This window comes from Streptomyces sp. NPDC093568, assembly GCF_044764945.1.
Classification (GTDB): domain Bacteria; phylum Actinomycetota; class Actinomycetes; order Streptomycetales; family Streptomycetaceae; genus Streptomyces.
On sequence record NZ_JBIWJD010000004.1, the window covers coordinates 591,457 to 611,074 of the forward strand.

Below are 19,618 nucleotides of genomic sequence, written 5' to 3' on the forward strand. Positions count from 1 at the left end.
ACGCCGGCCGTCCCCCCTTCCCGAAAGGGCACCAAGCGCATGGAGCAGTACGAGCCCGACCGCCTGTCCCCGGCCCAAGTGGCCGCCATGCGGCGCAGCCTGCGCAACGGCCGGGCCGCCATGACCCGCCGTTCCCTGCTGCGTGCCTCCGCGGGCGGCGCGCTCGCGGTGGGCGGCCTGGGGGCGCTCAGCGCCTGCGGAATCCCCGCGGCCGGCAAGACCGAGGGCGGCACGTCCTCCGAGGACCACTCGGCCAAGGAGAAGGAGGTCTCCTTCTCCAACTGGACCGAGTACATGGACGTCGACGACAGCGGCAAGCACCACCCGACGCTGGAGCAGTTCGCGAAGCGGACCGGCATCAAGGTCAAGTACACCGAGGACATCAACGACAACAACGAGTTCTTCGGGAAGATCAAGCCGCAGCTCGCGGCGGGGCAGGACACCGGCCGGGACATCATCGTCCTCACGGACTGGCTCGCCGGGCGGCTCATACGCCTGGGCTGGGCCCAGAAACTCGACCCGTCCAACCTGCCGCACGCCTTCGCCAACCTCTCCCAGCAGTTCCGCAACCCCGACTGGGACCCGGGACGGGCGTACTCCTACCCCTGGCAGGGCATCTCGACCGTCATCGCCTACAACAAGAAGGCGCTGGACGGCGTCGAGGTGAAGACGGTCTCCGACCTGCTCGACAACCCCAAGCTCAAGGGCCGCGTCGGCTTCCTCACCGAGATGCGCGACACCATCGGGATGACCCTGCTCGACATGGGCAAGGACCCGGCGAAGTTCACCGACGACGACTACGACGCGGCGATCGCCCGCCTGCAGAAGGCCGTCGACAACAAGCAGATCCGCCGGTTCACCGGCAACGACTACACCTCCGACCTCACCAGCGGAGACTTCGCGGCCTGCCTGGCCTGGGCCGGGGACGTCGTCCAGCTCAAGGCCGACAGCCCGGACATCGACTTCCTGATCCCGGACAGCGGCTACATGACGTCCAGCGACAACATGCTGATCCCCAACAAGGCCCGTCACAAGACGAACGCCGAGCGGCTCATCGACTTCTACTACGAGCCGAAGGCCGCGGCCGAGCTCGCCGCCTACATCAACTACGTCTGTCCCGTCGACGGCGTGAAGGAAGAGCTCGCGAAGATCGACGAGGACGCGGCGAACAACCCGCTGATCCTCCCCGACAAGGCCATGCAGGCCGCCTCTCGCGCCTTCCGCTCACTGAGCTCGAAGGAAGAGACGGCCTACGAAGAGAAGTTCGCGAAGCTCACAGGGGCGTGACCACACCATGACGAACGACACCAGCGGCGACGTCCGCCTCTCCGGCATAGCCAAGACCTACGGCTCCTTCACCGCCGTGCACCCGCTCGACCTGACCGTGCCCCAGGGCTCCTTCTTCGCCCTGCTCGGTGCCTCCGGCTGCGGCAAGACCACCACCCTGCGCATGATCGCCGGTCTGGAGGAACCTTCCGCCGGCACCGTGCACCTCGGTGAGCAGGACGTGACCGGGCTCCCGCCGTACAAGCGGCCGGTGAACACGGTCTTCCAGTCCTACGCCCTCTTCCCGCACCTCGACATCTTCGAGAACGTCGCCTTCGGCCTGCGCCGGCGCGGCATCAAGAGCGTGAAGAAGCAGGTCGACGAGATGCTCGACCTCGTCCAGCTCGGCGAGCAGGCCCGCAAGAAACCGCACCAGCTCTCGGGTGGCCAGCAGCAGCGGGTGGCCGTCGCCCGCGCGCTGATCAACCACCCCAAGGTGCTTCTCCTCGACGAGCCCCTGGGCGCCCTCGACCTGAAGCTGCGCCGCCAGATGCAGCTGGAGCTCAAGCGCATCCAGACCGAGGTCGGCATCACCTTCGTCCATGTCACGCACGACCAGGAGGAGGCCATGACCATGGCCGACACGGTCGCCGTGATGAACGCGGGCCGCGTCGAGCAGCTCGGCTCGCCGACCGACCTCTACGAGAACCCGCGCACCACCTTCGTCGCCAACTTCCTCGGCACCTCCAACTTCATCGAGGCCGAGGTCGACTCCAAGAGCGGCGACGACATCGTGCTGAAGGCGGGCGGCGGCAAGCTGGTGCTGCCCGAGGCGCGGTGCAGCGCGGCCACGGCGACCGGCGGCAAGGTGCTGGTCGGCGTACGCCCCGAGAAGATCTCCCTCACGCACGCCGACGAGGCGGGCGAGATCCCCGAGGGCCGCAACCGGATCACCGGCAGGATCGCCGACTCCTCGTTCATCGGTGTCTCCACGCAGTACGTCGTCGACAGCCCCGTCTGTCCCGAGTTCGAGGTCTACGCCCAGAACATCGACCGCGACCCCCGGCTCGTGCCCGGCGCCGAAGTCGTCCTGCACTGGAACCCGGCGCACACCTTCGGGCTCGACGCGGCCCAGTCCCTCCTTGCTGGGACAACGGGCGCCGCGGGCATCCAGGAAGAGGCGGCGGTCTGATGGCGACAGTCACCGAGGCGCCACCGCCTCTCAGCCCGACGGCGCCCGAGAAGAAGCCCCCGCGCAAGCGCGGCCGGCTGGTGCCGTACTGGCTCCTGCTGCCCGGCATCCTGTGGCTGGTCGTCTTCTTCGCGCTGCCGATGATCTACCAGGCCTCCACGTCCGTGCAGACGGGCTCGCTGGAGGAGGGCTACAAGGTCACCTGGCACTTCGCCACCTACTGGGACGCCCTGTCCGAGTACTACCCGCAGTTCCTGCGCTCGGTGCTCTACGCCGGCTCGGCGACGATCCTGTGCCTGGTCCTCGGCTACCCGCTGGCCTACCTCATCGCCTTCCGGGCGGGCCGCTGGCGGAACCTGATCATGATCCTGGTGATCGCGCCGTTCTTCACCAGCTTCCTGATCCGCACCCTCGCCTGGAAGACGATCCTCGCGGACGGCGGCCCGGTCGTCGGTGCCCTCAACTCGCTGCACGTCCTGGACGTCACCAGCTGGCTCGGCATGACCCAGGGCGACCGTGTGCTCGCCACTCCGCTCGCGGTGGTGTGCGGTCTGACGTACAACTTCCTGCCGTTCATGGTCCTGCCGCTCTACACCTCGCTGGAGCGCATCGACCCGCGGCTGCACGAGGCCGCGAACGACCTGTACGCCAAGCCGGTCACCACCTTCCGGAGGGTCACCTTCCCGCTGTCGATGCCGGGCGTCGTCTCCGGCACGCTGCTGACCTTCATCCCGGCGGCCGGTGACTACGTCAACGCGGACCTGCTCGGCTCGACGGACACCCGCATGGTCGGCAACGTGATCCAGACGCAGTTCCTGCGGATCCTGGACTACCCGACGGCCGCGGCCCTGTCCTTCATTCTCATGGCCGCCATCCTCGTCATGGTGACGCTGTACATCCGCAGGGCCGGCACGGAGGATCTGGTTTAAATGACCGTCGTCAACTGGCTCAAGCGCAATTTCGTCGTCATCGCGGGACTGCTGACGCTCGCCTATCTCCTGCTGCCCAACGTCGTCGTGACGGTCTTCTCCTTCAACAAACCGAAGGGCCGCTTCAATTACGAGTGGCAGGAGTTCTCGACGGACGCATGGAAGGACCCCTGCGGAGTCTCCGACCTGTGCGGCTCGCTTTCGGTCAGCCTCCAGATCGCGTTCTGGGCGACCGTCGGCGCCACGCTGCTCGGCACCCTGATCGCCTTCGCGCTGGTCCGCTACCGGTTCCGGGCGCGCGGTGCCGTGAACTCGCTGATCTTCCTGCCGATGGCGATGCCCGAGGTCGTCATGGCGGCCTCGCTGCTCACCCTGTTCCTCAACCTCGGTGCTCAGCTGGGCTTCTGGACGATCCTCATCGCCCACATCATGTTCTGCCTGAGCTTCGTCGTCACGGCCGTCAAGGCGCGTGTGATGTCGATGGACCCGAGGCTGGAGCAGGCCGCGCAGGACCTGTACGCCGGGCCGTTCCAGACGTTCGTCCGGGTCACCCTGCCGATCGCCGCCCCGGGAATCGCGGCGGGCGCGATGCTCGCGTTCGCGCTCTCCTTCGACGATTTCATCATCACCAATTTCAACGCGGGCTCCACGGTCACCTTCCCGATGTTCGTCTGGGGCTCGGCCCAGCGCGGAACGCCCGTTCAGATCAATGTCATCGGCACGGCCATGTTCATCATCGCCGTACTGTTCGTCCTGGCCTCCATGGCCATCGGAAACCGCCGTAAGAAGCAAAAGGCATAAACCCTTGTAGGGAGTTGAAATCATGGCCCCAAGCGCCATGAGTTCTGGCAGTCACTGGACGAAGGCCCTTTCCGACGCCCAGCCGGTCCCGTACTGGCTGGACGACCCCGGCCGCCCCCGCCCCGAGCCCGCCCTCACCACCGCCGAGACCTGCGACCTGCTGGTCGTCGGCGGCGGGTACAGCGGACTGTGGACCGCGCTCATCGCCAAGGAGCGCGAGCCGCAGCGGGACGTCGTCCTGGTCGAGGGCCGCGAGGTGGGCTGGGCCGCCTCCGGCCGCAACGGCGGCTTCTGCGCCGCCTCCCTCACCCACGGTCTGCCCAACGGGCTTGCCCGCTGGCCCGACGAGATCCACCAGTTGGAGGAGCTGGGCGCCCGCAACCTCGACGAGATCGAGAAGGCGGTCGCCCGCTACTCCCTGGACTGCGACTTCGAGCGCACCGGCGAGATCGACGTCGCCACCGAGACCTACCAGGCGTGGGAACTGCGCGACTGGTACGAGGAACTGCGGGACAAGGGCCTGGCCGAGGGCATCGACTTCCTCGATGCCGACGAGGTACGGGCCCAGGTCGACTCACCGACCTTCCAGGCGGGCCTGTACGACCGCCGCGGCGTCGCCATGGTCAACCCGGCCAAGCTGGTGTGGGGCCTGAAGAGGGCGTGCCTGGACCTCGGCGTCCGCGTCTACGAGCACACTCCCGCCCTCACGCTGAAGCCGTACGGCGCCGGCATGGCCGTAAGCACCCCCTACGGCCGGATCCGCGCCCGCAAGGTCGCCCTCGGCACGAACATCTTCCCCAACCTGGTCAAGCGCGTCCGCTCCTACACCGTCCCGGTCTACGACTACGCCCTGATGACCGAGCCGCTCACCGAGGACCAGCTCGCGTCGATCGGCTGGGGGAACCGCCAGGGCCTCGGTGACTCGGCGAACCAGTTCCACTACTTCCGTCTCTCCGCCGACAACCGCATCCTGTGGGGCGGCTACGACGCCATCTACCCGTACGGCGGCCGGGTGCGCGCCGAGTACGACGACCGCCCGGAGACGTACGCCAAGCTCGCCGGGCACTTCTTCACCTGCTTCCCGCAGCTGGAGGGCATGCGCTTCACGCACGCGTGGGGCGGCGCGATCGACACCTGCTCGCGCTTCTCGGCGTTCTTCGGCACGGCCCATCAGGGCAAGGTGGCCTACGCGGCGGGCTTCACGGGCCTCGGCGTCGGCGCGACCCGGTTCGGCGCGGACGTGATGCTGGACCTGCTGGCGGGGGAGCGCACGGAGCGCACCGAGCTGGAGATGGTCCGCAAGAAGCCGCTGCCCTTTCCGCCCGAGCCGTTCGCCTGGACCGGCATCGCGCTCACCAAGTGGTCGCTGGCCCGCGCCGACGCGCACGGCGGGCGGCGCAATCTGTGGCTGAAGGCGATGGACCGGCTGGGCCTCGGCTTCGACAGCTGATGTGACCCAGATCACTTTGGATTCCTCCCGGGAACCCGCGTAATGCCCGCCGGGTGACCTCCCTCTCCCTCGTGACGCAACCGGCGTCCACGAAGGAAAGGGAGGTCACCGTCATGACAGGGGCGAAAACGGCGGTCGAGTGGCTGGCGTCCGTTGCTCCCGACCCCGAGGCCTGCCGCTGGGAGTGGGAGCGCAACCCCCTCGGGGTCGCGCTGCTGCCCGCCGGCAAGGCCTGGGACGTACTCATCCTGCCGGCCGAGCTCGGCTATCCGACCCTCGATGTCCTCACTCGCGTCATCGACCAACTCGGCCCGGTCCTGGTCGACTTCGGTGACTCCCGGATGGGCTTCTTCGTGCCGCCCGGCACGGCCGCCCGCTGGCTCGGCACCGGCATCCGTACGGCCGGGTCCGGCACCTGGATCGTCGTTCCGTATCCGGGCCGGGCCACCGGAGGTGTCCGCTGGCTGGTGCCACCGGACGGCACCGGCACCCTCAACGACCCGGCACTCCTCGAACTGGCCATGCACGAGGCGGCCGCCGGCTTGGCCGACGACGACTAAGGAGGGTGCCGCGCCGGGTTGTCGGTCGGATGCTGCTGTGTCGTGGCTGGTCGCGCAGTTCCCCGCGCCCCTTGAGGGTGTCGTCGAGCCGCTCGATATCTTGACAAGGCGGATTGGTCTGGACCAAGTTGTGGGCGACCCCACCCTCCAAATCCCCCATGCCCGGAGGCACTTGTGGACCGCTCCAGATCCCTCGCCTTCCTCACCGCCGCGGCACTGATCCTGCCCGGCCTCACCGCGCTCTCGTCGGCCGCCCGTGCGGCCGACGCCGACCTCGCCCGCAACGGCGGCTTCGAGTCCGGCCTGGACGGCTGGACCTGCACGGCCGGTACCACGGTCAACTCCCCTGTCCGCAGCGGCGCCGCGGCGCTCCAGGCGACCCCGGCCGGGTCCGACAACGCCCGGTGCGCGCAGACGGTGACCGTGAAACCGGACTCCCAGTACACGCTGTCCGGGTACGTCCGCGGCGCCTACGTCTACCTCGGCGCGAGCGGCACCGGCACCACCGACGTCTCCACCTGGACCCAGTCGGCCCCCGCCTGGCAGCAGCTGTCGACGACGTTCCGCACCGGCCCCTCCACGACCCGCGTCACGATCTACACCCACGGCTGGTACGGCACGGGCGCGTACAACGCCGACGACATCTCGCTCGTCGGCCCCGGCGTGGACGCAGGACAGCCGCCCGCGGCACCGACCGGCCTGAAGACGGGCGCGGTCACCTCCTCCAGCGTCGCGCTGTCCTGGTCGGCGGTCCCCGGCGCGACGAGCTACGCCGTCTACCGCGACGGCGTCAAGGTACAGACGGTGACCGGGACTTCGGCCACGGCAGGCGGCCTCTCACCCTCCACGGCGTACGGCTTCCAGGTCGCCGCCGTCAACGACGCGGGCGAGTCGGCGAAGTCGGCCACGGTGACCGCGACGACGACTCCCGGCACCGGCGGCCCCGTGCAGCTTCCGGCCCACGCCCTGGTCGGCTACCTGCACGCCAGTTTCGCCAACGGCTCCGGCTATACCCGGATGGCCGACGTCCCCGACAGCTGGGACGTCATCGACCTGGCCTTCGGCGAGCCGACCTCCGTCACCTCGGGCGACATCCGCTTCGACCGCTGCCCAGTGACCGAGTGCCCGAACGTCGAGTCCGACGCCGAGTTCAAGGCGGCGATCAAGGCCAAGCAGTCGGCGGGCAAGAAGGTGCTGATCTCGATCGGCGGCCAGAACGGCCAGGTGCAGCTGACGACCGCGGCGGCCCGGGACACCTTCGTGTCGTCCGTCTCGAAGATCATCGACGAGTACGGCCTCGACGGCCTGGACATCGACTTCGAGGGCCACTCGCTCTCCCTGAACGCCGACGACACGGACTTCAAGAACCCGAAGACCCCGGTGATCGTCAACCTGATCTCGGCCCTGAAGACCCTGAAGGCCAGGTACGGCGACGACTTCGTGCTGACGATGGCGCCCGAGACCTTCTTCGTCCAGCTCGGCTACCAGTACTACGGCACCGGCCAGTGGGGCGGCCAGGACCCGAGGGCGGGCGCGTACCTCCCGGTCATCCACGCCCTGCGCGACGACCTCACGCTGCTGCACGTCCAGGACTACAACTCGGGCCCGATCATGGGCCTCGACAACCAGTACCACTCCATGGGCGGCGCCGACTTCCACATCGCCATGACCGACATGCTCCTGACCGGCTTCCCGGTCGCGGGCAACGCCGGCAACGTCTTCCCGCCGCTGCGCCCCGACCAGGTCGCGATCGGCATGCCCGCCTCGACCAACGCGGGCAACGGCCACGTCCCGCCGGCCGAGGTCACCAAGACCCTCGACTGCCTGACGAAGAGGACGAACTGCGGCTCGTACGCCACCCACGGCACCTGGTCGTCGCTGCGCGGCCTGATGACGTGGTCGATCAACTGGGATCGCTACTCGAACTGGGAGTTCCAGCGGACGTTCGACGGCTACTTCGGCTGAGGAACAGCCACAGAAGCGACAGGAGCACCGTGCACAGGCACCCACTGGCCACCACGTCCAGTGGCCAGTGGTAGCCGCGCCGGATCAGGCCGTAGCCGGCGCCGAGGCTGAGGACGGCGCACGCGGCGAGCAGTGCGCGACGGGCGCGCACGGAGTTCAGCAGCGGGAGGAGCAGCAGCGTCGCGGCGCCGTAGGCGATGGCGGCCGTCGCCGTGTGACCGGACGGGTAGTAGCCGGTGGCCGGCGGCACGGCCGGGGTGCCCGGGCGGTCGATGAGGATCTTGAGGGGGATGATCAGGGCCGGGACGAGGGCCATGAGAACGGCGGCCGCGGTGGCCGGCAGCCACCACTGGTCTGTACCACTGAGTCGATGCCGCCGGGTGACGTACGCGAGCGCGATGGCCAGCACGGGTACCGCGACCGGCACATTGCCCAGGTCGGCGAGGAGTTCGGAGAGGCGGTCGGGGTGGACGAGGGCCCGGCTGGCCGACCTGTCGAGGTCGATCAGCGGGCCGTCGGTCACGACCTGCCAGGTGAAGAGGATGAAGAGAAGGGCCGGAAGCCCGAGAAGGAGAAAGAGGGAGGTCGGCCGCCCCGGAACAGGGGGGGTGGTTCCGGGGCGGCCGTCCGGATCGGATGGTCGCGCGCCCCGGGGGGTTTGGGGCGGGCGACTGTCCGATCGGTGAGGAGATCCGGAGCCGGAAGCTCCGGGTGTGTGCGCGAGGGCACGACCAGGTCGAAGCTGGGGAGGCCTCAGCCTGATGACGCCCAGAGTCCCCTCTGGACGGGGTGTATCTCTCATCTGGTTAGAACCTACGACAGGGAGATGGCGTTAGACAGCCGGATTGGCGTCCTGACATCCACCTCGCACACCTTCTTCACACGCTCTGACGGTAGCCGCCCCAGCCCCGGAATCACGGAGGACACCAGGGCTGGGGCGCAAGTGGTTCAGGGGACCGGGAACCGGTCCCTCACCAGTGGTTTCGCTGTGACCTCAGATGCGGGCGAAAGCCTGCTCGATGATGTCGAGGCCCTCGTTCAGCAGGTCCTCGCCGATCACCAGCGGGGGCAGGAAGCGCAGCACGTTGCCGTAGGTGCCACAGGTCAGGACCAGCAGGCCCTCGGCGTGGCAGGCCTTGGCGAGCGCGGCGGTCGCCTCCGGGTTCGGCTCCTTGGTGGCGCGGTCCTTGACCAGCTCGATGGCGATCATGGCGCCACGGCCGCGGATGTCGCCGACGATGTCGAACTTCTCGGCGATGGCGGTGAGGCGCGCCTTCATGATCGCCTCGATGTTCTTCGCCTTGGCGTTGAGGTCGAGCTCCTTCATCGTCTCGATGGAGCCCAGCGCACCGGCGCAGGCGACCGGGTTGCCGCCGTAGGTGCCGCCCAGACCGCCCGCGTGCGCGGCGTCCATGATCTCGGCGCGGCCGGTCACGGCGGCGAGCGGGAGACCGCCGGCGATGCCCTTCGCGGTCGTGATCAGGTCGGGGACGATGCCCTCGTCCTCGCACGCGAACCACTGGCCGGTACGGCAGAAGCCGGACTGGATCTCGTCGGCGACGAAGACGATGCCGTTGTCCGAGGCGAACTTGCTGAGGGCCGGCAGGAAGCCCTTGGCGGGCTCGATGAAGCCGCCCTCGCCGAGCACCGGCTCGATGATGATCGCGGCGACGTTGTCCGGGCCGACCTGCTTGGTGATCTGGTCGATGGCCTGCGCGGCGGCCTCCGGACCGGCGTTCTCCGCACCGGTCGGCCAGCGGTAGCCGTAGGCCACCGGCACGCGGTAGACCTCGGGCGCGAACGGGCCGAAGCCGTGCTTGTACGGCATGTTCTTGGCGGTCAGCGCCATCGTGAGGTTGGTCCGGCCGTGGTAGCCGTGGTCGAACACCACGACGGCCTGGCGCTTGGTGTAGGCCCGCGCGATCTTGACGGCGTTCTCGACGGCCTCGGCGCCGGAGTTGAACAGCGCCGACTTCTTGGCGTGGTCACCCGGGGTGAGCTCGGCGAGGGCCTCGGCGACGGCGACGTAGCCCTCGTACGGCGTGACCATGAAACAGGTGTGGGTGAAGTCGGCGAGCTGCGCGGACGCCCGGCGTACGACCGCCTCGGCGGACGCGCCGACGGACGTCACGGCGATGCCGGAACCGAAGTCGATGAGCCGGTTGCCGTCGACGTCCTCGATGATCCCGCCGCCGGCCCGCGCGGTGAACACGGGCAGCACGGAGCCCACGCCCTGCGCGACCGCGGCCGTACGGCGGGCCTGCAGTTCCTGCGACTTCGGGCCGGGGATGGCGGTGACGACGCGGCGCTCCTGCGGAAGTGCGCTCATGAGGGGCTCCTGGGGGTTTTGCGGACTCTTGTCTTGTCTTTTCTCGCAGGCTAGGGGTGGCAGTGGGGGGTGGGCATGCTCCATGTGGGCGTTGTCCGCCGGACGCGTTGTCCGTCGTGGACATAGCGGCAGGGCCCGCGCGCCTCGCGGACCGGAGGATCACCGGATCATCTAGGTCCGTTCCGTCGGCCGCGTAAGCGGTGAACTCCCCAGGAGAGGGCGTTAGATTGACTCGCTGATGGTGGATGGCACGGACGGAACGGCTGGTCAGGGGGCAAGGGCGATGGACAGCGACGGGACGCAGGACACGCGGGGTACGCACGCGAACCCTGTGCCGCGTCCAGCGGTGCCTCCGGACGCTCCCGCGGTGCCGCCGCGGCCGGCGCGGGAACCGTGGATGCCACCCCGGCAGGAGAACGGCCGGGGCGAGACGGTCGCCGCCTGGCTCGACGAGGACCGGCCCGAGGCCGGGCCCGGCATCTGGCGCTTCGGCTACCGCGTCCCCAAAGCCGGACGCAATGCGGAGCGGCTGGCCCCGGTGACCGTCCTCGGCATGCTGATCCCGCTCGCCGTGGCGCTGCTGGTGTGGTCCTTCTGGCGGCGCGGCGCGATCCCGTACCAGTACACGTTCCTGCGGCTGTTCACCCCGGACGACTGGTGGTGGGGAGGCACGCTCGCCTCGCCCAAGCGGCTGGAGGACCAGTCGATCCAGTACCCGGGCGTCGAGGCGCTGCAGGTCTACAACGGTCTCTTCTTCGCCCTGCTCGTCTACGCGGTGGCCCGGCTCGGCGGCTGGCCGGCCGTCGTCCGCCATGTGGTGGGCCACAAGGCCCAGCCCGCCCGCGCCCTGCTCGCCGCGCTCGGCGCCCTGGTCACGCTGAGCTTCGTGTTCCCGGACGCCTTCCCCGGCGCCGGCTGGGACGCCCTGCCCGTCGTGAACCCGCTGTTCTCCCTGATCGCGCTGATCAGCGACGGGTACGGGATCTACGAGTCGCCGTGGGCCACGGACGGGCTCTACGCCCTCATCACCCTGGCCGTCCTGTGGCCCTTCGCCAGGCTCGGCGGCTGGTGGTCCCTGGCCCGGACCTGGCTCGCCGCCCGCGGCCGCGCCGAACGGGAAGGGGACTCGCCGGCCGTCGAGGAGTCCCGCTCCCGCTGGCCGGAGCTGCGCGAGGCCGGACAGCACCAGGCCGCCGACGCGCTCACCGCCGAAGTGCTCGCCGGGCGGATGAACGATGTCGACTGCGCACGGATCGAGCACGGCTGGAACCGGGCCAGGGGCCTGGGCCGGCTCTCCGTCTTCACGGACAACGTGCTGCGCCAGGGCGCCGCCGCGTTCACCCACCCGTCCGGCTCCCGGGACCTGCACGGCCGCGTCGCCCGGCACGACCTGCTCACCGGACAGGTGCGCATCGGACAGTGGGTGGCCTCCGAGCGCACGCCGCCGGAGTACGGCGGTGTCGGGGCGGCCGTCGGGCGGGAGACGCTGGGCACCTCGATGCTGGTGGTGGGTCCCTCGGGCGCCGGCAAGACCCGGCACGTGATCGCCCCGGTGGTCGAGTCACTCGCGCTGCAGGCCCTCACCGGCAGGTGCGCGGTCGTCGTGGTGTGCGGCGCGGGCGCACCGGTCGGGGCGGACACGTCGTACGACGTCGTCGTGCGCGTCGGCGACCCCGCCTCCGTGCACGACCTCGATCCCTACGCGGACTCCGACAACCCCGACGAGGCGGCCGGGTTCCTGGCCGAGGCCCTGGCCGGGGACCTCGACACCGTCGGCGCCGAGCGCGCGGCCACCGCGCTCGCCCAGCTCCTCGGCCCCTACCGTGCCGCGTACGGCCGTTTCCCCGCCCTGCCCGTCCTGCGGGAAATGCTGGAAGGGCAGCCGGCCGCCCTCGCCGAGCTGCGCCGGCGGCTGGCCGGCGAAAAGCACACGGCGATGCGCCGCGAACTGGAGGCCAGGGCACGGCAGTCCGGCACCGCGGGCGACCCGGGCCCGGCGCTCGCCGACCGGCTCGCTCTGCTGGACCGGCCCGCCTTCGCCGACTTCTTCGGCTCGGGCGGCGACACGATCCGCCCGTTCTCGCTGCGGGCCCTCGCCCACCACCCCCTGCGCGTGCGGATCGACCTGCCCGAGCACGGCCACGAACAGGCCTCCCGCCTGATCGCCCGGCTGGTGCTGGCGCAGTTCGCGGCGGTCGCGCGCGAAGGCTCGCGCGACCACCTCGTCAGCCTGGTCCTGGACGACGCCACCGGCACCGTCACCCCCACCTCGGTGCGCCGGATCCAGGGGCTGCGGTCGCAGAACGCCGGTGTAGTGCTCTCCCTGCGCACGGTCTCCGACGTGCCGGAACCCCTGCACGGGCCGTTGTACGGCGCGGTCGGCTGCCGGATGGCCCTGTCCGGGGTGACGACCTGGGACGGCAGCCGTTTCGCCGACGCCTGGGGCACGGAGTGGGTCGAGACCAAGGACGTCGCCCAGCACACCGTCTTCGCCGATCAGCCCATGACCCGGGCCATGCACGCCCTGCGCAAGCTGGTGACCGGCAAGGCGGTGACCACGGAAGCGGTGACGGTGCGCCAGGTAGAGCGGGAGCGCTGGTCGGCGTCCGAGCTTGCGCACGCGGTGCCGCCGGGGCACGCGGTGCTGTCGCTCACCACGGTCCGGGGCGAGCACGCGCCGCCGCTGATGGTGGATCTGCGGGGGTGACCTCGGTATACGGGCGCAACGCCGCGCGGTGACCGTACGGTGAGGCAGAATCGACACAGGTCGTTCATACACGGCGGCCAAAAGATCACAGTGATCACACCGATTTGAAGGCCCTATGCCCCCCACGCTCTCCTCGCTCGTCCACCACTCCGCGCTGAAGCTGACCGTGCGGGCGGGTGAGGATCGCCTGGACGTGCCGGTGCGCTGGGCGCATGTGAGTGAGCTGGCCGACCCCGTGCCCTACATGGAGGGCGGGGAGCTGCTGCTGATCACCGCGCTGAAGCTGGACGCGGAGAACCCCGAGGCGATGCGGCGCTATGTGCGGCGCCTGGTGGGCGCGGGCGTCGTCGGGCTCGGCTTCGCGGTCGGCGTCAACTACGAGGACATCCCCGAGGCCCTCGTCGAGGCGGCGGAGGAGGAGGACCTGCCCCTGCTGGAGGTGCCGCGCCGCACCCCCTTCCTCGCCATCAGCAAGGCCGTGTCGGCGGCCATCGCGGCGGACCAGTACCGGGCGGTCACGGCCGGGTTCGCGGCCCAACGGGAGCTCACCAAGCAGGCGTTGACCGACGGGCCGGAAGGGCTGCTGGCCGCGCTGGCCACGCAGGTGAGCGGCTGGGCGGCGCTCTACGACGCGTCCGGCGCCGTCGTCGCGACCGCGCCGGAGTGGGCCGGGCGGCGGGCGGCGCGGCTCACGGCGGACGTGGAGCGGCTGCGGGAGCGGCCCGCGCCGGCGTCGTCCGTGGTGGGCGGGCCGGAGAACGAGGACCGGGTCGAACTGCACACCCTGGGCACGGGCCGCCGCCCGCGCGCGGCCCTCGCGGTCGGCACGGCGGCAGCGCTGGGCACGGCCGAGCGGTACGCCGTCCACTCGGCGATCGCCCTGCTGACGCTGACCACCGAGCGGTCACGCTCGTTGCACGCGGCCGAACAGCGGGTGGGCGCGGCGGTGCTGCGCATGCTGCTCGCCGGGGAGCCGGACCACGCGCGCGCCGTGGCCGGGAACCTGTACGGCGACCTGCTCGACACGCCCTTCCGGGTGATCGTCGCCGAGTCGGCGTCGGTGTCGGCGGCACGGGTCGTGGACTCCGGGGCCCGCGCGGGGCTCGCCAAGCCGACCGCCGCCGCCCTCGTGGCCGTCTCCGACACCGGCGGCGATCCGCTGGGAGCGCTCACCGAGGTCGTCGAGTCCGCGGCCGCCCGGGCGGGGGAGGCGGTGCTGGTGGTGCCGGAGGGAGAAGGGGAGACGGCACGGCTGGTGGTGCTCGCGGCGGACGGGGGAGCGGCGGTCTCGGCGTGCGCCGGTTACGCGGCGGCGCTGGAGGCGGCGCGCGCCGGGGGCGTACCGGAGCAGCCCGGGGGCGTGGACGAGGACGAGCTGGTCGTCGGCCTTTCGGCGCCGGCCGGGCCCATCGCCGCCGCGGCGGCGTACAAGCAGGCCGAGCAGGCGCTGTCGGTGGCCCGGCGGCGCGGGCGGGTCTTCGTGGAGCACGAGCAGCTGGCCGCGGGGTCCGTGCTGCCGCTGCTCGCGGACGACGCGGTGAAGGCCTTCGCCGACGGGCTGCTGCGCGCGCTGCACGAGCACGACGCGACGGGCCGGGGTGATCTGGTGGCCTCACTGCGGGCGTGGCTGTCCCGGCACGGGCAGTGGGACGCGGCCGCGGCGGACCTGGGGGTGCACCGGCACACGCTGCGGTACCGGATGCGGCGGGTCGAGGAGATCCTCGGGCGCTCGCTGGACGACGCGGACGTGCGGATGGAGCTGTGGCTGGCCCTGAAGGCGACGTCGACGGAGTAGCCCCCGGCACCCGCTGTGCCATACCGGCGAACCTCGGCCCTCCATCACTCCACCCCGGACAAACGCCGGTCCGCCGTCACGCCCCTACGGTGGACCACGACACAGGACACCCCCAACGCGGAAGGGCCGGGGATCTACATGACTTCCACCCACGCCTTCTGGCTCGCCGGTCGCCAGGTCGGCGGCGAGGACAGCTTCGATGTGACCTCCCCCTGGGACGGGCGCGTCGTCGGCAAGGTCAGCGTGCCGACGGACGCGCAGATCGAGGAGGCCGTGGCCGCCGCGTACGCCGTCCGGGACGAGTTCGCCGCGACGCCCGCCCACGTGCGTGCCGCCGCTCTGGACCACGTCAGCCGGCGGCTGGCCGAGCGGACCGAGGAGATCGCCCGGCTGATCTCCGCCGAGAACGGCAAGCCCATGAAGTGGGCCCGGGGCGAGGTCGGCCGTGCCGTGTCCGTGTTCCGGTTCGCGGCCGAGGAGGCCCGGCGGTTCAACGGCGGCGAGGCCCAGCGCCTCGACACCGACCTCGGCGGCCAGGGGCGGCTCGCCTTCACCCGGCGCTTCCCGAAGGGCGTCGTCCTCGGCATCGCGCCCTTCAACTTCCCGCTGAACCTGTGCGCCCACAAGATCGCCCCGGCGATCGCCGCCGGTGCGCCGATCATCCTGAAGCCCGCCCCGGCCACCCCGCTGTCCGGCCTGATCATCGGTGACCTGCTCGCCGAGACCGAGCTTCCGGCCGGCTCCTGGAGCATCCTGCCGGTGCCGAACGACAAGATGCCCGCCCTGGTCCAGGACGAGCGCCTGCCGGTCATCTCCTTCACCGGTTCCGAGAAGGTCGGCTACGCGATCATGGACTCGGTGCCGCGCAAGCACTGCACCCTGGAGCTGGGCGGCAACGGCGCGGCCGTCGTGCTGGCCGACTTCGCCTCCGACGAGGACCTGGACTGGGCCGCGACCCGCATCGCCACCTTCTCCAACTACCAGGGCGGCCAGTCCTGCATCTCGGTGCAGCGCGTGATCGCGGACGCGTCGGTGTACGACCGCCTGCTGCCGCGCATCGTCGCCGCCGTCGAGGCCCAGGTCACCGGCGACCCGAACGACGACGCCACCGACGTCGGCCCGCTGGTCAGCGAGGACGCCGCCAAGCGCGTGGAGAACTGGGTCGACGAGGCCGTCGCCGCCGGCGCCGCCCTCCTCACCGGTGGCAAGCGCGACGGCGCCTCCTACGCGCCGACCGTCCTCACCGACGTACCGGCCGACGTCACGATCGCCTGCGAGGAGGTCTTCGGGCCGGTCCTCACCGTGCAGAAGGTCGACGGGGAGGCCGCCGCCTTCGCCGCCGCCAACAGCTCCAAGTACGGCCTCCAGGCGGGTGTGTTCACGCACGACCTGCAGACCGCCTTCCGCGCCCACCGGGCCCTGGAGGTCGGTGGCGTGGTCATCGGCGACGTCCCGTCCTACCGCGCCGACCAGATGCCGTACGGCGGTGCCAAGCAGTCCGGTGTGGGCCGCGAGGGCGTGAAGTTCGCGATGGACGACTACACCTACGAGCGGGTGATGGTCCTCACCGGAATCGCCCTCTGAGCGCGTTCGGGATCCGCTCTGGCTTGTGACAATCGTTTTCAGGTAGAGTGGTCCCGCAATCCCGGGATGAGAAGGGGCCCGGCACCGATGCCTTCCGGTGCCGGGCCCTTTCCTTGTGTCGGCCTGCTCCGGACCCTCAACCGGCGAAGCCGACATGCGCGAGCCGCAGCGGGCCGCGCAGTTCGAGGCGGACGTCGCGGATGCCCTCGGCCACGAGCCCCGCGGTGAGCGTCGTGTAGTCGTACGGCCCGGAACCGGACGCCTTCGACGTCACCACGGCCAGTGCCTGGCCGCCGTCCAGGGACACCTCGACCGTGCCCTCGCCCGCGACCGTCAACGACACCTCGGTGACGCCGTCGCCGAAGTCGCAGTGCCGGTAGACCAGTTGACCCGCTCCGCCCTCTGCCGCCGTCACCGCGTCGCCCGACGTCTTCGCGCGGTCGACGATCGCGACGCCGCTCTGCTCGTCGAAGTCCGCCGCGGGCAGGCCCCGCTCGCGGACCGGCCGCGGCACCGCGGGCTCGCCGTCCAGGATCACCGTCGTCCGCAGCCGGACGTCCTCGCTGGAGGCGCCGGCCAGCAGCTCGTACGCGCCGGGCTCACGGCGCCATCCGTCCCGTGCCACGTCCCAGAAGTCGAAGGCGGACAAGGGGACTTCGAAGGTCAGTTCCGTCCGTTCACCCGGCGCCAGGCTCACCCGGGCGTGCGCCAGCAGCTCGCGGCGCGGGCGCGGCACGGTCGGGTCGACGGCGCGTGTGTAGAGCTGGGCGACCTCGTCGGCCGTCACCTCGCCGGTGTTGGTGACCGTGAAGGAGACCTGCAGCGCGTCATCCGTCGTGCGGGTGCTCAGATCGGCGTAGGCGAAGCTCGCGTACGACAGGCCGTGGCCGAACGGGAACAGCGGGGTCCCCTCGAAGTACAGGTACGTCTGGCGGCCGCCGATCACGTCGTAGTCGAGGAGATCGGGCAGGTCGGCGTCGTCGGCGTACCAGGTCTGCGGGAGGCGGCCGGCGGGGGAGACGTCGCCGGCCAGGACCCGGGCCAGGGCGGTGCCGGCCGCCTGGCCGCCGTGGGACGTCCAGAGCAGCGCCGGGAGGTCGGCCGGGTCGACCGCGTACGGGTAGGCCGACACCAGCGCCAGGACCGTGTTCGCGTTGGCGGCGAGCGCTGCGCCCAGCAGGCGTTGCTGGTGGGCGGGAAGGGCGAGCGTCGTACGGTCCTCGGTCTCGCGGCCGTTGATGTGAGGGTCGTTGCCCGCGACCACCACGACCACGTCCGCCCGCGAGGCGGCCTTCGCCACGGCGTCCTCGCCGTGCTCGACGACGACCAGTTCGAAGATTTCCGGGTCCGCCTCGGCAACCCGCAGCCCGTCGGCGGCGACTGAGACGTGGCGACCCGTGCCGATATGCCTCAGGAGGTGTCCGTTCTCATGCGGTTCCAGGCGGAACGTCTCCTGGACGACCCAGCCTCCGGGCTGGTCGGCGGAGGCGCGGACGAGCCCGTCCTCGGCGACGGAGAGGTAGCGGCCGTCCGGGGCCCGCAGGGTCAGCACGCCCTCGCCCCAGTCGACGAGCGCGAGTTCGGTGCCGGCCGGGTCGGTGGTCAGCGCGGGCAGGTCCGTGCGGCCGGCCAGCAGCGCCGGGTCCAGGGCGCCCTCGGCGCCGCGCACCTCGTCGGCGGCCTCCGCCGCCGGGACGTGCAGGTAGGTGCCGTCCGAGGCCTTCAGCAGGACGCGGTCCACGCCCTCCGCGAACTCGACGCGCTCCGCGCCGAACCGCTCGTACATGCCCTCCAGCGGGGTGGAGCGGTGGATCAGCGTGCCGCTGTACCAGTCGCGCTTGCACTCGTCGGCGAGCAGCCCGACCACCGCGAGCCGGGTCCCGGGCGCGAGCGGCAGCAGACCCGTGCTGTTCTTCAGCAGTACGACCGCCTGCTCGGCCGTCTCCTGGGCGAGTGCCCGGTGATCCGGGGTGTCGAAGTCCTCGGTGAGCGCGTGCGGGTCGTCCTGCGGGTCGAACTCGCCGAGCCGGAAGCGGACCGAGAGCTGACGGCGCACCGCGGTGTCGAGGTCCGACTCGGTCAGCAGGCCCCGGTCCAGGGCGCCCCGCACCCGCGCGGTGATCCGCGAGCTGTCGGTGCCGTGGTCGGTGAAGCTGTCGACGCCGGCCAGCAGCGCGGCGGCCGTGGCCTCCTCGTGGGTGTCGAAGTAGTGCTCGGAGTCGACCAGGTTGGAGGGTGCGCCCGCGTCCGAGCAGACCAGCAGGTCCTCGTCGGTCCAGGTGCGCAGGTGCTCGCGCAGATACGGCGAGACGTGGTTGGGGCGGCCGTTGACCAGGTTGTACGCAGGCATCACCCCGGCCGTCGCGCCCGCCTCGACCGTCTCACGGAAGGCGCGCAGGTCGTACTCGTTGAGGACGCGCGGGCGGACCGAGGAGGACGTGACGTCGCGGCCCGTCTCGTTGTTGTGGGCCAGCCAGTGCTTGAGGACGGGCGCGGTGCGCCAGTACGTCGGATGGTCGCCGCGCAGGCCGCGGGTGTACGCCGTGGCGATGGCCGAGGTGAGCTTCGGGTCCTCGGAGTAGCCCTCCTCGCCCCGGCCCCACAGCGGGTGGCGCAGGAGGTTGACGGTCGGGGACCAGACGTTGAGGCCGACGCGGTCGTCGCGGGCGCGCATGGCCCGGACCTCCTTGGACACCGCCTCGCCGACCCGTCGTACGAGGTCGGTGTTCCAGGTGGCGCCGAGGCCGACCGCCTGGGGGAAGACGGTGGCCGGACCCATCCACGCCACGCCGTGCAGCGCCTCCTGGCCGGTGCGGAAGGCCGCGAGGCCCAGGCGCTCGACGGCGGGCGTGAACTGGTGCAGGAATCCGATCTTCTCGTCGAGGGTGAGCCGCGACAGCAGATCGTCGATGCGCTTCGCGAACGGCAGTCGCTGATCACGGAACGGCGGCGTGGGCGGCGTTTGTGCGGTCACGTGGGGATCCCCTTGCGGATGGAGCGGCTCGGCTCTTTCGAAGCGCTTCGATGCTCATTCCGTCTG

General features: G+C 71.0%; 13 protein-coding genes. 10 read left to right on the plus strand and 3 right to left on the minus strand.

The features are described 5' to 3' along the window. Positions 1–39: 39 nt before the first annotated feature. From ACIRD7_RS20110 to ACIRD7_RS20140, 7 genes are all read left to right on the plus strand, one after another. Positions 40–1,287, plus strand: coding sequence for a spermidine/putrescine ABC transporter substrate-binding protein (locus ACIRD7_RS20110; RefSeq protein ID WP_403454852.1), 1,248 nt, complete (start codon positions 40–42; stop codon positions 1,285–1,287). Between the two features lie 7 nt (positions 1,288–1,294). Beyond that, the gene (locus ACIRD7_RS20115) at positions 1,295–2,458 is read left to right on the plus strand and encodes an ABC transporter ATP-binding protein (protein ID WP_403454855.1); all 1,164 of its coding nucleotides are present in this window, start codon (positions 1,295–1,297) and stop codon (positions 2,456–2,458) included. Then, entirely contained in the window at positions 2,458–3,387 is a 930-nt protein-coding gene (locus tag ACIRD7_RS20120) for an ABC transporter permease (RefSeq protein ID WP_403454857.1), read from the plus strand. The genes ACIRD7_RS20115 and ACIRD7_RS20120 overlap by 1 nt, the downstream gene beginning before the upstream one ends. Next, the gene (locus ACIRD7_RS20125; RefSeq protein ID WP_403454860.1) at positions 3,388–4,188 is read left to right on the plus strand and encodes an ABC transporter permease; all 801 of its coding nucleotides are present in this window, start codon (positions 3,388–3,390) and stop codon (positions 4,186–4,188) included. Between the two features lie 22 nt (positions 4,189–4,210). Beyond that, complete coding sequence (locus tag ACIRD7_RS20130) at positions 4,211–5,638, plus strand: NAD(P)/FAD-dependent oxidoreductase (protein WP_403454863.1); 1,428 nt, start codon at positions 4,211–4,213, stop codon at positions 5,636–5,638. A gap of 113 nt (positions 5,639–5,751) precedes the next feature. Continuing rightward, positions 5,752–6,198, plus strand: coding sequence for a hypothetical protein (locus tag ACIRD7_RS20135; protein WP_403454865.1), 447 nt, complete (start codon positions 5,752–5,754; stop codon positions 6,196–6,198). 174 nt (positions 6,199–6,372) lie between these two features. Then, the gene (locus tag ACIRD7_RS20140) at positions 6,373–8,163 is read left to right on the plus strand and encodes a chitinase (RefSeq protein ID WP_403454868.1); all 1,791 of its coding nucleotides are present in this window, start codon (positions 6,373–6,375) and stop codon (positions 8,161–8,163) included. Here the strand turns inward: ACIRD7_RS20140 and ACIRD7_RS20145 are convergent. Both ACIRD7_RS20145 and gabT read right to left on the minus strand, forming a co-directional pair. Next, the gene (locus ACIRD7_RS20145; RefSeq protein ID WP_403454871.1) at positions 8,102–8,686 is read right to left on the minus strand and encodes a phosphatase PAP2 family protein; all 585 of its coding nucleotides are present in this window, start codon (positions 8,684–8,686) and stop codon (positions 8,102–8,104) included. The genes ACIRD7_RS20140 and ACIRD7_RS20145 overlap by 62 nt on opposite strands. A 471-nt stretch (positions 8,687–9,157) precedes the next feature. After that, positions 9,158–10,492, minus strand: coding sequence for a 4-aminobutyrate--2-oxoglutarate transaminase (gene gabT / locus ACIRD7_RS20150; protein WP_403454873.1), 1,335 nt, complete (start codon positions 10,490–10,492; stop codon positions 9,158–9,160). A gap of 283 nt (positions 10,493–10,775) precedes the next feature. On the opposite strand from gabT, the gene ACIRD7_RS20155 reads away from it, so the two are divergent. From ACIRD7_RS20155 to ACIRD7_RS20165, 3 genes are all read left to right on the plus strand, one after another. After that, positions 10,776–13,199: an ATP/GTP-binding protein gene (locus ACIRD7_RS20155; RefSeq protein ID WP_403454876.1), complete on the plus strand. Its 2,424-nt coding sequence runs from the start codon at positions 10,776–10,778 to the stop codon at positions 13,197–13,199. Positions 13,200–13,314: 115 nt separating this feature from the next. Further along, on the plus strand, positions 13,315–14,994 hold the full coding sequence (locus ACIRD7_RS20160) for a PucR family transcriptional regulator (protein WP_403454879.1): 1,680 nt from the start codon (positions 13,315–13,317) through the stop codon (positions 14,992–14,994). 138 nt (positions 14,995–15,132) lie between these two features. Then, positions 15,133–16,578: an aldehyde dehydrogenase family protein gene (locus ACIRD7_RS20165; protein WP_403454882.1), complete on the plus strand. Its 1,446-nt coding sequence runs from the start codon at positions 15,133–15,135 to the stop codon at positions 16,576–16,578. Positions 16,579–16,714: 136 nt separating this feature from the next. Here the strand turns inward: ACIRD7_RS20165 and ACIRD7_RS20170 are convergent, their stop codons facing one another. Further along, the gene (locus ACIRD7_RS20170; protein WP_403454885.1) at positions 16,715–19,552 is read right to left on the minus strand and encodes a glycoside hydrolase family 3 C-terminal domain-containing protein; all 2,838 of its coding nucleotides are present in this window, start codon (positions 19,550–19,552) and stop codon (positions 16,715–16,717) included. Positions 19,553–19,618 lie beyond the last annotated feature (66 nt).

Excerpts from the sequence above, each read along its gene's own strand:
- ACIRD7_RS20110 (WP_403454852.1), top strand. The coding sequence starts at position 40 with ATGGAGCAGTACGAGCCCGACCGCCTGTCCCCGGCCCAAGTGGCCGCC.
- ACIRD7_RS20130 (WP_403454863.1), top strand. The coding sequence starts at position 4,211 with ATGGCCCCAAGCGCCATGAGTTCTGGCAGTCACTGGACGAAGGCCCTT.
- ACIRD7_RS20120 (WP_403454857.1), top strand. The coding sequence starts at position 2,458 with ATGGCGACAGTCACCGAGGCGCCACCGCCTCTCAGCCCGACGGCGCCC.
- ACIRD7_RS20115 (WP_403454855.1), top strand. The coding sequence starts at position 1,295 with ATGACGAACGACACCAGCGGCGACGTCCGCCTCTCCGGCATAGCCAAG.
- ACIRD7_RS20165 (WP_403454882.1), top strand. The coding sequence starts at position 15,133 with ATGACTTCCACCCACGCCTTCTGGCTCGCCGGTCGCCAGGTCGGCGGC.
- gabT (WP_403454873.1), bottom strand. The coding sequence starts at position 10,492 with ATGAGCGCACTTCCGCAGGAGCGCCGCGTCGTCACCGCCATCCCCGGC.
- ACIRD7_RS20160 (WP_403454879.1), top strand. The coding sequence starts at position 13,315 with ATGCCCCCCACGCTCTCCTCGCTCGTCCACCACTCCGCGCTGAAGCTG.
- ACIRD7_RS20125 (WP_403454860.1), top strand. The coding sequence starts at position 3,388 with ATGACCGTCGTCAACTGGCTCAAGCGCAATTTCGTCGTCATCGCGGGA.
- ACIRD7_RS20135 (WP_403454865.1), top strand. The coding sequence starts at position 5,752 with ATGACAGGGGCGAAAACGGCGGTCGAGTGGCTGGCGTCCGTTGCTCCC.
- ACIRD7_RS20155 (WP_403454876.1), top strand. The coding sequence starts at position 10,776 with ATGGACAGCGACGGGACGCAGGACACGCGGGGTACGCACGCGAACCCT.